Annotated in this window: 13 protein-coding genes; 5 read left to right on the top strand and 8 right to left on the bottom strand. The window is 32.0% G+C overall.

What is annotated here, in order from left to right; all coding sequences use genetic code 11:
- On the top strand, positions 1–127 hold a 127-nt coding region (locus HM981_RS16125), incomplete at its 5' end, for a T9SS type B sorting domain-containing protein (protein WP_179339830.1).
- Positions 128–133: 6 nt separating this feature from the next.
- On the top strand, positions 134–1,147 hold the full coding sequence (locus HM981_RS16120; RefSeq protein WP_179339829.1) for a PorP/SprF family type IX secretion system membrane protein: 1,014 nt from the start codon (positions 134–136) through the stop codon (positions 1,145–1,147).
- A 70-nt stretch (positions 1,148–1,217) separates the two neighbouring features.
- Here the strand turns inward: HM981_RS16120 and HM981_RS16115 are convergent, their stop codons facing one another.
- Together HM981_RS16115 and HM981_RS16110 are read right to left on the bottom strand one after the other, a co-directional pair.
- On the bottom strand, positions 1,218–2,387 hold the full coding sequence (locus tag HM981_RS16115; protein ID WP_179339828.1) for a vWA domain-containing protein: 1,170 nt from the start codon (positions 2,385–2,387) through the stop codon (positions 1,218–1,220).
- A gap of 11 nt (positions 2,388–2,398) precedes the next feature.
- A complete protein-coding gene (locus HM981_RS16110) occupies positions 2,399–3,427 on the bottom strand; it encodes an SIMPL domain-containing protein (protein WP_179339827.1) in 1,029 nt (342 codons plus the stop codon).
- Positions 3,428–3,642: 215 nt separating this feature from the next.
- On the opposite strand from HM981_RS16110, the gene HM981_RS16105 reads away from it, so the two are divergent.
- Both HM981_RS16105 and HM981_RS16100 read left to right on the top strand, forming a co-directional pair.
- The gene (locus HM981_RS16105) at positions 3,643–5,814 is read left to right on the top strand and encodes a tetratricopeptide repeat-containing sensor histidine kinase (protein ID WP_179339826.1); all 2,172 of its coding nucleotides are present in this window, start codon (positions 3,643–3,645) and stop codon (positions 5,812–5,814) included.
- A gap of 2 nt (positions 5,815–5,816) precedes the next feature.
- Positions 5,817–6,551: a LytR/AlgR family response regulator transcription factor gene (locus HM981_RS16100; protein ID WP_179339825.1), complete on the top strand. Its 735-nt coding sequence runs from the start codon at positions 5,817–5,819 to the stop codon at positions 6,549–6,551.
- 181 nt (positions 6,552–6,732) lie between these two features.
- Here HM981_RS16100 and HM981_RS16095 read toward each other — a convergent pair whose 3' ends face one another.
- Entirely contained in the window at positions 6,733–7,524 is a 792-nt protein-coding gene (locus HM981_RS16095; protein ID WP_179339824.1) for a DUF2797 domain-containing protein, read from the bottom strand.
- A gap of 107 nt (positions 7,525–7,631) precedes the next feature.
- Between HM981_RS16095 and HM981_RS16090 the strand changes: the two genes are divergently transcribed.
- Positions 7,632–9,149: a GH3 auxin-responsive promoter family protein gene (locus tag HM981_RS16090; RefSeq protein WP_179339823.1), complete on the top strand. Its 1,518-nt coding sequence runs from the start codon at positions 7,632–7,634 to the stop codon at positions 9,147–9,149.
- A gap of 340 nt (positions 9,150–9,489) precedes the next feature.
- Here the strand turns inward: HM981_RS16090 and clpX are convergent, their stop codons facing one another.
- From clpX to HM981_RS16065, 5 genes are all read right to left on the bottom strand, one after another.
- On the bottom strand, positions 9,490–10,719 hold the full coding sequence (clpX, locus tag HM981_RS16085) for an ATP-dependent Clp protease ATP-binding subunit ClpX (protein WP_179339822.1): 1,230 nt from the start codon (positions 10,717–10,719) through the stop codon (positions 9,490–9,492).
- A gap of 88 nt (positions 10,720–10,807) precedes the next feature.
- Positions 10,808–11,497 (bottom strand): ATP-dependent Clp protease proteolytic subunit, encoded by a 690-nt coding sequence (locus tag HM981_RS16080; protein ID WP_179339821.1) that lies wholly within the window; start codon positions 11,495–11,497, stop codon positions 10,808–10,810.
- Positions 11,498–11,658: 161 nt separating this feature from the next.
- Positions 11,659–12,981, bottom strand: a complete 1,323-nt coding sequence (gene tig, locus HM981_RS16075) for a trigger factor (protein ID WP_179339820.1) — start codon at positions 12,979–12,981, stop codon at positions 11,659–11,661.
- Between the two features lie 113 nt (positions 12,982–13,094).
- Positions 13,095–13,442 (bottom strand): phage holin family protein, encoded by a 348-nt coding sequence (locus HM981_RS16070; protein WP_179339819.1) that lies wholly within the window; start codon positions 13,440–13,442, stop codon positions 13,095–13,097.
- 21 nt (positions 13,443–13,463) lie between these two features.
- A complete protein-coding gene (locus HM981_RS16065; RefSeq protein ID WP_179339818.1) occupies positions 13,464–14,228 on the bottom strand; it encodes an alpha/beta fold hydrolase in 765 nt (254 codons plus the stop codon).
- Positions 14,229–14,231: the final 3 nt, after the last annotated feature.

Genomic DNA, 14,231 nt, shown 5'->3' with positions numbered 1-14,231 from the left:
GAACGGAACATTTAATGGTGAAGCAATGCCAACAAGTGACTACTGGTTTACAGTAGAGTATGACGAACCAAACACAACCACAGGAAAACGTAAAGAATTAAAAGCCCATTTCACCTTGAAACGATAAGAACTTATGAAATTAAAAAAGTATTGCTTAATAGCATTTATAGCATTAATGGCCAATTTTGGTATGGCTCAAGAAGGTCTTCCTATTTATTCTGATTATTTAACAGATAATTATTATTTAATTCACCCTTCTATGGCTGGTGTTGCTAATTGTGCCAAGGTAAGGTTAACAGCGAGACAACAATGGTTCGGTGTAGATGATGCTCCGAGTTTGCAAACCTTAAGTATGAATGGAAGAATAGGAGATTCTCCAGTTGCCATTGGAGGTGTGCTTTTTAATGATGCTAATGGTTATCATTCTACAGTTGGTGGTTATGCAACTTTTGCTTATCACTTAATGTTTTCAAGAAATGAGATTGATTTAAATATGTTATCGTTTGGTTTAAGTGCTGGTTTTTTACAGTATAAATTAGATGAAACTACTTTTTTGGCGCCTGGTGAATTTGATCAAGCTATTCAAGGTATTGAACAGAGTGCTACAAATTTTAATATAGATTTTGGATTTTCTTACCATTTTGTAGATTTCTATGCACACTTTACAGCTAAGAATATTCTAAACAATGAAGGTATTAACTGGAATGGTTTAGATGGTTTTGAATTTGAGAACTTAAGAACCTATTTGGCATCTACAGGTTATACGTTTAGTCAATATGGTAGTGAATGGAGTTACGAGCCTTCAATTATGTATATGTACAGAGATGCAACAGCAGAGTCTTCAATAGATATTAATGCTAAAGTTTATAAAGAAATGGATTTTGGTAAAGTTTGGGGTGGATTATCTTACAGACGTAGCTTAGATGGTGCAGAGTTTCAAGATGGCTCAGGTGTTAGTAGCCAAAAACTACAATATTTGACTCCGTTTTTAGGAATAGACTATGATAATTTTGTGTTTGCATACACGTATTCTTATCAAGCAAATACGGTAAACTTTAATAATGGTGGTTTTCATCAGTTAACGCTTGGTTTCAACTTTAACTGTAGAAGAGAGAAATATGAATGTAACTGTCCTGCTATAAATTAAGATTATATTATTTTATACAAAAAGAGGCTCAATTAACATTGAGCCTCTTTTTTTTGTTTATAAATACTATTTATTCCCACTTGTAATTTTTATTTGCAGCTTGAGACTTTAAAGCGTTCATCATTGCAATTTCTAAGCCATTATTAGAACTGTTATTTTGTTTGGCAACATAATTTCGTCGTTTTAAATTTAGCGTCGCAATTTCATCTTGAAGCTTTTTACGGGTTTTACCTTTTTCTTCAACATAAGCTTTAATTTCGGCTTTAGATTTATCTTTCAATGCTGATGGTAATTGGTTTTTATCTAAATCATCATAAGAAAAATCAGCTTCTTTTTCTGCATCTACTAAATCCCAGGAACTGTTTTTATATAATCTAGAACTTTTACTTACAGTTCTACTAACCGCATTTGCTTTATTATAACTCATGGCATTAGAATCTTGTTCTGCTTGCATTTCCATTTTTTGTCTACCAGCACTTCCGTAAGCAATATAAGTTGTATTCAATTTCTTATTAAGCTCTAATATTTTATCGTCGTAAGGAGATGCCACGTGTACAGTTGCTTCATTATGATTAATAGCCATGTAATTACCATGCGTTAAATCTGCTCCATCTTTCCATTGGGTAGAAATACCTTGATTATAATCTCCACAAAAAATAGTGTTTACAGTAACATCGTTTTGATGTGCTAATTTAGAAGCGTCTTTATAATTTACATTTCCTTGAGAATAAGGCTCGTTACCTGCAATAAAAATAAGCTTTAAGTCGTTTTTGTTTTCTCCCCATTCTAATTGATTAAGAGCTGTTTTAATTACTTTACCACAATATTCATTGCCGCCATTTGTGGTTAATGAGAATAATGATTTTGAAATCTCATCTAAATCATCACTAAAAGCAATAACCTGTCTTAAATAACCCTCTTCTGCGTTTAAATTATCGTTGCCATATTCGTAGAGTGCAATTTTAAGGTTTGGACTTTTATCTTCACATTTGGCGTAAGATAATTCATTAACAATTTTCCAGAGTTGTGCTTTTGCTTGGTCAATTAATCCGTCCATACTATTACTAGTATCTAAGAGTAAGGCGACTTGAATCTCTGGGTTTTCAGCCTTAGAAGTTGTTTTAATTACCGTTTCTGCAATTAATTTATTCGCTATTTTGGATTTTTTATTATTAGCATCACAAGCTGTAACCGAAGCTAAACTTAGTGCAAGGATTAAGGTTTTAAATGGAATTTTCATAATGTTTGTTTTTATTTAGTATTTAATTCTTTAACATCGATAGTTCCATTTGGAGATATCACATAGTATTTGTGGTCTATTTTTGTTTCAACAATTGGAGTGGGTTTTTGTTCTTTTGGTTTTGGAGTAAAGACCAATTTTATATTAATTCCTATTTGAACGACAGGTTCTAGAATCGACGGATTAATAACCACATCGTAATTTTCGTAAGTGAGCGGTTGGTAATAATATGACGTTTGCTTTTTAACTGTTGTAACGCCTTTCTTTTTTTCTAAAGCTTCAACAGAAGTGCTATTGTACGCTTGATAGCTTTGGTAGAAATCCTTAGGGAAATAACAGTATTTATCATCTGCAATGGCTACATTATAATCAGACATATTAAAGCCTAGAACTTTGTAATACGCTTTCTTCTCTTCAATAAGTTTTAATAATTCATCTTGAAGATTTTTATAAACGTCCTGAATGTTTTCAATATAATAATCAACCTTAACCAAGTTGTAAACTTCACTTTGTGCACAGGCTTCTAAAATAGATTCAAACTGGTTGGTTTTTGTAAATTGAATATGTACATTTTGTTGCAGTTCAAACCCTTTAGGAACTTCGGTATACGTTTTACTGAATAGTTTCTTGGTGACTTCAACTTCATAAATAGGAATAAATGAAATAACATCTATAGCAATGTTTTTCTGCGTGATACCTTTAGCATTGAGACGGTATTTTATGCTGTCAATACGCTCTTTCATTAATTGGTTGGTTATTTCAGCGGAAGGACCCATTTGCGACACGTTAAAAATGGCTGTATAAGTGGTTGCGCCTGCATTTTGAAGTGCTTTTACATCTACAGTAAGTACATTGCTAGGATACAGAATTTTAGTAACCTGTTGTTGCACTGTTGGATTGTAAATTTTGGCATTACCTGAAGATAAAATATTTTGACGCGAAATATCTTGAGTGATTTCATTATAATTTCCTCTGTGTTGGGCCGAAATATCGATATTGAATAAGAGTAAAAGGCCTAATGTTAAATAGATTGTTTTCATGATTTTATTGTTTTTTGATTTATAGCGTAAAGCTCTGTCTAAAAAACAGCGACAAAAAACCAGAATGAGTAAAGTGACAATTTGAGTGAGTGAAGCAGTCTGTTATTTTAGTAGTGTCGGTGTTTTTATTTGTAAAAAGAAGCTATTTGCATATCAGCCATTTTTTGAAACCAAATAAAGTATGTAAGTTTAGTCCAACAAATAAAAATATGTTAATGAGAATTTCTAAATCATATGGTTTTATACTTCTATTTTTTCTGATTGGTTTTTTAGCCTTTGGTCAGAGTAATAGAAGGTTAATTGAAGCAGATGATAAACCATTATTTACCATTCGTGGTTCTGTTTATGAAAAGGATTCTTATTCGCCTTACAAGAATGTAGAAATCCTGGTTAATGGAGGGAATTATACCAGAACAAATTTTGATGGAGCCTTTAACGTAAAAGCCAAAATAGGAGATGAGTTAATTATAAGTCATCCAGATTTTGAAACTATTTATCACACTATAACATCTAACGAACGGATAAGTATAGAGGTTGTAGATGCTAAACAGTATAGTAGAAGTTCAATAAATAAAGGTGATGTTAAGCGCTTTAATGAAATGATAGATTCTGCAGATGTCTATCTTAAAAAGGATGCAGAAAAAAGTATTAAGTTTATAGGAAATGCTTTAGATGTTAATATTAACACAACTCAAAGTGCAGAAGCTCAAGAATTATTGGGTGATATTTATAGGTATTGGAATCAGTTTGATTTGGCGATTTCGGCTTATAGAATTAGTCTTCAAAATGTAAAAACACCTTCTGCTCAACTTAAATTAGCAAAATCTTATCTCGATAATGGTAATTTTGAAACGAGTCTGTCTACCTATAAAACTATAGATCAAAAGTCCTTATCTAATTATAATAAAGCCGTTTGGTTTGAAGGAACTGGAGATGTCTATGTGCAATTAAAAGACTTTACTAAAGCCATAAAAGCTTACGAAGATGGGTTAGAAGTGGCCCAAAAACATCTTATAGCACCAAAAGTAACAGATTTAAATTCTAAAATAGCGCAAGTCTATAGCGACCAAGGACAAACTAGTAAAGCCAAAAGTTATTTTTCTAATTCATTGAGTCTCGCTAAAAGCGAGAATAAAAAACGTGCTGTAGAAGAACAAATTAAAGTGGCCGAATTTAATAATCTAAATGCAGATTACGAAAGCGAGATTGTATTAAGAAAGCAAGCTATTGAAGGCATAAAAGATATCGAACGAGATTCTGTAATAACTAACGAAAGCCCAATTACATCTCAGAAACAGAATTATAAATTGGGTACGGCATATTTACTTAATAACGATCTAGACAATGCTATACCTTATTTTGAAAAAAGTATTGAAGAAGCTAGTGAAAAAGAAGATTTGGTAGTTAAAAAAGATGCTACTAGAAAGCTCTCAGATGTGCTCATTGAAATTGGAGAAACCAAAAAAGGGTACGAAATGTTAGCAGAACATATTAATACTGTAGACGAATTGTATGCTAAGAAAATTCAAGAGATATCACAAGTGGCACGCTTTAGTAGAAATATCGCAGAGCAGCAAAACAGAATTACAACTCTAGAAAGTGATAGAGCGTTATCTAAAAGTACTTACGAATTAACCCAAGAGCGAAATAAAAGTCAGCAATACATAATTTACTCTTTAATTGGAGGCTTAGTATTGCTCTTAATTACGGGGTTCTTAATGTTTAAGTATATTAAACAACAACGTTTGGCAAACAATTTATTGGCATTAAAATCGTTGCGAAGTCAAATGAATCCGCATTTTATTTTTAATGCTTTAAATTCTGTGAATACCTTTATAGCCACTAATGATGAACGTACTGCGAATAAATATTTGTCAGATTTTTCACAGTTAATGCGAGCCGTTTTAGAGAATAGTGAAGAGGATTTTATTCCACTAAAAAAGGAAATTGAATTGTTGAATTTATATACCAAACTCGAACATTTTAGGTTCCAGGATAAGTTTGATTATTCTATAGCTGTAGATGAAACTATTGATGTTGAAGAATTTCAGATTCCACCAATGTTATTGCAACCTTATATAGAAAATGCGGTTTGGCATGGCTTACGTTACAAAATAGAAAAAGGACATTTGAATATTAATATTCAGCCAAAAGCTAAAGGAGAAATTACCATCACTATTTCAGATGATGGTATTGGTCGAAGCCGCTCTAAAGCTTTGAAAACAGATCATCAGAAAAAGCAGAATTCAAAAGGCATGAACAATATTAAAAAGCGTGTTGCTATTTTGAATGAAATGTATAAAGATAAAGTTGATGTAATGATTGATGATTTTCAAGATTTGGAAGATGCAGGAACGAAAGTAGTAGTGACTTTAAAAAAGGATTAAGTATGAAATTAAAAGCCATCATAGTAGAAGACGAAGAAAATAGCAGACTAATTCTCAGAAATTATCTAACTAAGTATTGTCCAAATATTGAAATTCAAGGTGAAGCTGCAAATGTTGAAGAAGCTTTAGTTCTCATTAGAAATAATGATTTAGATGTCGTGTTTTTAGACGTAGAAATGCCTTATGGGAATGCATTTGATCTTTTAGATAAAGTTGATGATATTAATTTTGAAACCGTATTTGTAACCGCTTATAATCATTATGCTATTGATGCTTTAAATGCGCATGTATCTTATTATTTAATGAAACCTATTTCTATAGACGAATTGATAAAAGCAGTAGACTATGTTACCGAAATTAGAACGAAGGAAGATGCACTTCAAGATCAAATTTTAGTACCTAAGACGAATTCTGTAAACGGAAAAATTACGATTCCACAGCAAGATGGTTTTGAAGTTATAGAAACCGCAGACATTATGTATTGTAAGGCAGATGATAATTATACCGAAATATTTCTAAGTAATAACAAAAAGAAACTGGTTAGTAAAACTTTAAAATATATTGAAGAAAGTTTGAAAGATGCCAATTTTGCAAGAGTCCACAAAAGCTATTTGGTTAACGTCAATGAAATCGTAAAATATGTAAAAGGCAAAGGAGGAAGCGTAGTGCTTAGTAACGGAAAAGAAATTATAGTATCTGCTTCAAAGAAGTCTGACTTGTTATCTTATTTTAAGTGACTAATCCCTTTGTGGACAATGAGCGAAGTCTAAGTGAAAAAGGATCTCTTACTAAAAGAGAATAGTCTTAGTTGAGAAAAACAAAAATCAATGGTGAAAGTTTATAGTAAAACTCTATAAGCATACTTCTAAGAAAAAAGGAACAAAGTATTTACTCCTGAGGTTTCTTTTTTCAAAGGAATTAAACAGTTAATTCCACTACAGAACCTTCATTAGATCTTATATTAAAAACCGTATTATCTTCAAAAATTAAATACTGACCTTTAATTCCAACCAACTTTCCGGAGTAGTTTGGAGTTTTACTCAAGTTTAAACTTTTAGGTTTCTCAGGATAATGCTCTACGGGGAAATGTATATGTGTTTCCGCGTTGTTTTCAATAAAATAAGCTAAGGCTTCTTCTGGAATATATGGCTTCAATTTTTGGCGCCATTCTAAAAGATTTTCATCTTCAATATCATTTTTTAGCATTTTGCGCCAATTGGTTTTATCTGCAACAAAATCTTTTAATGCTACTTCTGTGATTCCGGCTAAATATCGGTTAGGAACTTCAACAATTTCAACAGCTTCATGTGCACCTTGATCTATCCAACGTGTAGGTACTTGTGTTTTCCTAGTGACACCAACTTTTACATTGCTAGAGTTGGCCAAATACACAATATGCGGTTGTAGTTGTACTCTTTTTTCGTAGTCTAAATCTCTATCTTCTTTGTCTAAATGCGCCGTGCTTAACTCTGGTCGCATAATCCAATCTCCAGCAAAAGGTTTATCAAAAAAACAGGTTTTACAGAAACCTTGACGATAGATAGGTCTGTCTAATCCACAGCTTAAACATTGATGTCCAACCCATTTTATTTCAATGGTTTTATTCAATAATTGATTCATGTGAATAAAATCATTTTTGAACACCAAATAGTATTGAATGGGATCTAAAAATTCAGTTTGCATTTTTGTGAGTACTCCTGTATAAACCATGAAAGAAATTTAGTAAATTTAACTTTTCAAATTTAGAAACCTAAATCTAAAAATAAGTAAAACGAATATTTGCCAAATGCCGTTAAGCGGCTAAAGATAGCTAATCTATGCCAATTCCAATTGTAAATTCTATTGCTTCATGGTTTTTAAAAAAACGATTTCATCAGATTGAATTGTTTTTGAAATATCCCAATGAAGTACAGAATGAGTTGCTTTTCAGTTTATTAAAGTTTGCAAAAGACACAGAAATAGGTAGGCAATATGACTTTGGATCTATAAAAACGTATAGAGAATTTAACGAACGCGTTCCTATTGTAAATTACGAAGAGTTTCAGCCTCTAATAGAACGTTCTAGAAGTGGAGAACACAATATATTTTGGCCCAGTCCCATAAAATGGTTCGCAAAATCTAGCGGAACGACTAATGCAAAAAGTAAATTTATTCCGGTGAGCATGGAGTCTTTAGAGGATTGTCATTATGCAGCGAGTAAAGATTTGCTGTGCATGTATTTAAACAATAATGAAGATGCACAATTATTTACTGGGAAGAGTTTACGATTAGGTGGAAGTAAAGAATTATACAAAGAAAATGGAACTGCATTTGGCGATTTAAGTGCTATACTAATAGATAATATGCCTTTTTGGGCAGAATTTAGTAGTACACCAAGTAATCGCGTATCGCTTATGAGCGATTGGGAAAATAAGATGCAGGCCATTGTAGAGGAAACTATACAAGAAAACGTAACAAGTTTAGCAGGTGTGCCTTCTTGGATGTTGGTATTGCTCAATGGCGTTTTAGAAAAAACAGGCAAAGACAGTATTTTTGATATTTGGCCAAATTTAGAAGTTTACTTTCATGGAGGAGTAAGTTTTAATCCCTATCGAGATCAATATAAATCCATTTTACCTTCAAATAAATTTAGATATTACGAGATTTATAATGCGTCAGAAGGCTTTTTTGCAATTCAAGATCGTAATAATTCTAGTGATTTATTGTTGATGTTAGATTATGGGATTTTTTACGAATTTATTCCAATGGATACCTATAAAACTTTAGAGCAACGCGTAATTCCGTTAAGCGATGTAAAGCTTAATACTAATTATGCTGTGGTAATAACAACTAATGCTGGCTTGTGGAGATATAAAATTGGTGATACTATTAGGTTTGTTAGTTTAGATCCGCATAGAATAAAAGTTTCTGGAAGAACAAAGCACCACATCAATGCTTTTGGTGAGGAATTAATTATAGAAAATGCAGAAGAGGCTTTAAGAAGAGTTTGTAAGCGTACATCTGCTGAAATCGTAGATTATACTGCAGCTCCTATTTTTATGGAAGGTAAAGAAAAGGGAGGACATGAGTGGATTATAGAATTTAAGAAACCTCCAGAAAACATGTCTTATTTTGAAGAGTTGTTTGATAATGCCTTAAAATCGTTAAACTCAGATTATGAAGCTAAGCGTTTTAATAACATCACATTAAACAAGCCGAAGATTCATAGTGCGCGACCAAATTTATTTTACGATTGGTTAAGAGAGAATGACAAGCTTGGTGGCCAGCATAAAGTACCGCGTTTATCTAATTCTCGCGTTTATGTGGAAGAGTTGTTACACCTTAATTATCCTTAAAAATTCTAGTATTATTATAATTAGAGATTTGGATTTCTACACATGCTAGCACTAATTTAGATGGTAAGCCTATAACGTGCCGTTTAACCTATAAAAACACACCAGGCAGCACGATAACGGTATTCTGAAGTGTTTTAACTAATAAAGAAAGCCATTTGATCTTACTTTAATTTAAGGTTCTAAATTAGTCGTATAATAAGTAGGTTATTATCATTATTAAAACTCCCTCATTAATATATAATGTATTGCGTGCAATATTTAATTAATCAATCCTAACTAAACGAAAAAGCCACAATTTCTAATATTGAAATTGTGGCTTCTTTTATTGTTTTCATTAAGTTTAAGACACTGCCTTTAACTTTTTTAATGTGGATTTGTTTAATCTATTCTCAGCGTAAGATTTTGTGATGTTCAGTTTTGTTTCATCAGAACTTGGTAAATCAAACATCGCTTCAGTTAAAATTTCTTCACAAAGTGAACGTAAACCACGAGCACCAAGTTTGTATTCAATTGCTTTATCAACGATATAGTCTAAAGCACCATCGGTGATAGTAAAATCTACATCATCCATTTCAAACAACTTTTTGTATTGTTTAATAATGGCATTTTTAGGTTCCGTTAAAATAGCTCTTAGAGTTTTAGCATCTAAAGGATCCATGTGAGTTAATACAGGTAAACGTCCAATAATTTCAGGAATTAATCCAAAATCTTTTAAATCTCTTGGAGTAATGTATTGTAAAATATTGTCTTTGTCTACAGAATCCGTTTTCATAGCGCTGTAACCAATAGCTTGCATGTTCATACGTTTTGTAATTACACGTTCTATGCCATCAAAAGCACCACCAGCAATAAATAATATATTTTCGGTATCTACTTCAATAAATTTCTGATCAGGATGTTTACGGCCACCTTTTGGTGGTACATTAACAACTGTACCTTCTAAAAGTTTTAGTAATGCTTGTTGCACTCCTTCTCCAGAAACATCTCTTGTTATAGATGGATTATCACCTTTACGTGCAATCTTATCTATCTCATCTATAAAAACAATACCACGTTGGGCTTTTTCTAGATTGTAATCTGCAGCTTGTAGTAAACGCGTTAAAATACTCTCAACATCTTCACCAACATAACCTGCTTCTGTTAATACTGTAGCATCAACAATTGCAAGAGGTACATTTAACATTTTAGCAATTGTTTTTGCCATTAATGTTTTACCAGTACCAGTTTGTCCAACCATTATGATATTACTTTTTTGTATTTCAATATCATCTTCTGTTGTTGGTTGTAATAAACGCTTGTAGTGATTGTAAACGGCAACAGCCATTACTCGTTTTGTATAATCTTGTCCAATAATATAACCATCTAAAAACCCTTTAATTTCTTTAGGTTTTTTAAGCATTAATTCTGCACTTAAATCTGAATTACCAGATTGTTTAGATTCTTCAATTACGATACCATGAGCTTGCTCAATACAACGATCACAAATGTGAGCATCTAAACCTGCAATAAGTAAACTAGTTTCTGGCTTTTTCCTACCGCAAAATGAACATTCTAATTCTTCCTTTGCCATCTTCAATTTTTATTTGAGATTTCCTTAAATCGTGAAAATCTCTTCAATTTATATTTTCTTTAGACTTTTTAGTCGAAGGTAATTAAGATTACTTGCGCTCTAAAATTTCATCAATCATTCCGTATTCTAAAGCCTCAGGAGAACGCATCCAATAATCTCTATCAGAATCTTTTTCTACTTGCTCAATAGTGTTACCGGAATGATTTGCAATTATTTCGTATAATTCTTCCTTTACTCTTATAGTTTCCTTTAAGGCAATTTCCATATCGCTTAACTGTCCTTGTGTTCCACTACTTACTTGGTGAATCATTACACGAGAGTGTTTTAAAGCAGAACGTTTTCCTTTTGCTCCAGCACATAATAATACAGCAGCCATAGAAGCAGCAATACCTGTACAGATTGTAGCAACATCTGGTTTAATAAACTGCATAGTATCGTAAATACCTAAACCAGCATAAACGCTACCTCCTGGAGAATTAATATAGATTTGTACATCTTTTGAAGCGTCTACACTTTGTAAAAACAATAATTGTGCTTGTATAATATTAGCAACTTGGTCATTTACTCCTGTTCCTAAAAATATAATACGATCCATCATTAGACGTGAAAACACATCCATTGCAACGGCATTCATTTGACGCTCTTCAATAATATTTGGCGTCAAGTTAGTTGGATTAAAATTAGTTGGATTCATACTTGTAACTATCTTTTGATAATAGTTACCGTTAATTCCTTGGTCTTTAGTTGCGAATTTTTCGAATTCTTTTCCGTAATCCATATGTGTTATAATTCTTTTTAATTAATGATATTTATTGTTTTTGCCGATTCTGAAATTAATTTAGAATCGTATTAATTTTCAATGGAAAACTAATGTCAAAAAAGGCGTAAAACTTTTACAGTTCTACGCCTTAAAGATACTAATTATTTTAAAGACTACTTTTAACTATAGAATTCTTTAACAAAATCATCGTAAGTGATTTCTTTAGTCTTAATATTTGCTTCAGTCTTATATAGACCTAATAATTTCTGACTCATTAATTGTTCAGACATACGCTTAACTTCGTCTTGGTTTCCTAAGATACGTGCAGCAATGTCCTCTAATTCTTTTTCTGAAGGATTCATTTGACCAAACTGAGCCATCTGACCTTTAATCATTTCCATTGAGTACGCTTTTAATTCTTCAAATTGTACTTGAAGTTTGTGCTCAGTGATTAATTTACCTTCTATAAGTTGGTAACGCATGCTTTTTTCAGACTTTTCGTATTCTTCTTTAGCTTGCTCTTCAGTGATTATTTCTTCACCTGAGTTTTGCATCCATTTTTGTAAGAAGGTTGCTGGTAAATCAAATTTAGTATTCGCAACTAAATCCTCAGTAACGTCATTTAATAATTTCTGATCTCCTTGTTGTACAAATTGCTTTTCAGAATCTTCTTTGATTTTGTCTTTCAATTCTGTTACTGAAGTTACAACCTCTTTTCCAAATAATTTATCAAATAACTCTTGATCTAAATCTGCTAATTCACGTTCGTTAATTTCTGTGATTGTAAAATTCACTTCAATTTCTAAACCATGAGCATCGTCATGAGCCACTTTTAAAGCATTCATTAAATCGTGATCGTCGCTAAACAATCCTTTTGTTTTTAATGTAATAACATCACCAACTTTAGCTCCGATAAATTTCTTAGGATTTGTTTTTCCTTTCAATTTATCTAAAGTAATCATTGTAGAATTATCGATTTCTTTTTCCTCGTTAGTAAAAGTTCCAGTAATTTCAGAATCTTTAGTAACCTCGTCTTGAGAAATGATTTTTCCGTATTGTTTTTGGATATGCTCAATTTGTTCATTGATCATTTTATCATCCGCAACAATATTATAATGTGTTATTGCTTTTTTACTTTTTAAGGCAACTTCGAATTGTGGTGCAAGACCTAATTCAAATTCAAAAGAAAATGCTTCCGCATCCCAGTTTAAGTCGTCTTGTGCTTTTGGTAATGGGTTACCTAAAACATCTAGTTTTTCTTCAACTAAATACTTTCCAAGAGCTTCTTGTAGTAATTTGTTTACTTCATCAACCAATACAGCTTTACCATATTGCTTTTTTACCATTCCCATTGGTACATGACCTTTTCTAAAACCAGGAATGTTTGCAGACTTACGGTAATCTAATAAGATTTGCTCTACTTTGTCGCTATAATCTTCTTTAGCGATATCAACTTTTACAACTGCATTTAATGCATCGATGTTTTCTCTTGTAATATTCATTTTTTTGAAACTAAAATTGGGCTGCAAAAATACAATATTTTTTGCAACCCAACAATAGTTTTAAGCGTTTGATGTATATACTATTAATAGTTTTAAACCACAAATGGTACAAGCTACTTTTTATCTCCTTTTAAGAAGGATTGAAACAAGGATTGTAATAACGATAGTAGAATACTAAATAATAGTGCCGTCCAGAAACTAGAAACACCAAATCCGTCTATAAGTTTGTCTGCTAATAATATAATAAGTGCGTTTATTACAAAAAGGAAAAGACCTAATGTAACTATAGTCGCCGGTATGGTTAAGATGACTAAAATGGGTTTTACTAACAGATTTAATATGGCGAGTACAATGGCAACACAAATGGCTCCAGTATAGCCATCTACAGATACACCATTTAATATTTGTGCTAAAATAAAAACGGCCAATGCGTTTAGTAAAAGTCTTAATATGAGATTCATGATTTTTATGTTTATATCTATCTAAGATACAAAATTTATTACTGCAGAATAAAAATCTTTTGGATTTTCAGCATGTAACCAATGTCCAGCATTTGAAATGGTAATAATTTTAGAATTTGGAAAATGACGATGAATAATAGCTGCATCTGCTTCTCCAATATATTCTGAACGATCTCCACGCAAAAACAAAGTGTCTTTTTTGAATACAGCATGTATAGGAAGTGCTTCTCCTACTTCTGAAATATTATCTTTTAATACTTCTAAATTAATGCGTAAACCTAATTGCCCTTTTTCTACCCAATATAAATTTTTGAGTAAAAACATACGCGTTCCTGCGTCTTGAACATAGTTGCTTAGCGCCTTATCTGCTTCTCCTCTGGTTTTTAATATTGAAAAATCTAAATGACTTAATCCATCTAAAATAGCATCATGATGTACAGGATAATATCGTGGTGAAATATCTGCAACAATAAGTTTACTGACCAATTCCGGGAATTTAGAAGCGAAAAGCATCGCTGTTTTTCCGCCCATAGAATGGCCTAATAAAATGATGTCTTTTAAATTATGTGTATCACAATACTGTTTTAAATCGTTGGCCATAACGTCGTAATCAAACTCATCAGAATGAAAACTACGTCCATGGTTGCGTTGATCTACAAGATGAACCTCAAAGTTAGTTTCTGAGAAATGCTTTGCTAAGGTTTTCCAATTGTCTCCCATGCCTAGAAATCCGTGTAGAATTACAAATGGTTTACCTTCTTCTATGATATTTGAGTATAGTGTCATTTT

The sequence above is a fragment of the Winogradskyella ludwigii genome, from assembly GCF_013403985.1.
Lineage (GTDB): Bacteria > Bacteroidota > Bacteroidia > Flavobacteriales > Flavobacteriaceae > Winogradskyella > Winogradskyella ludwigii.
This window is presented reverse-complemented; position numbering and strand designations above follow the sequence as displayed.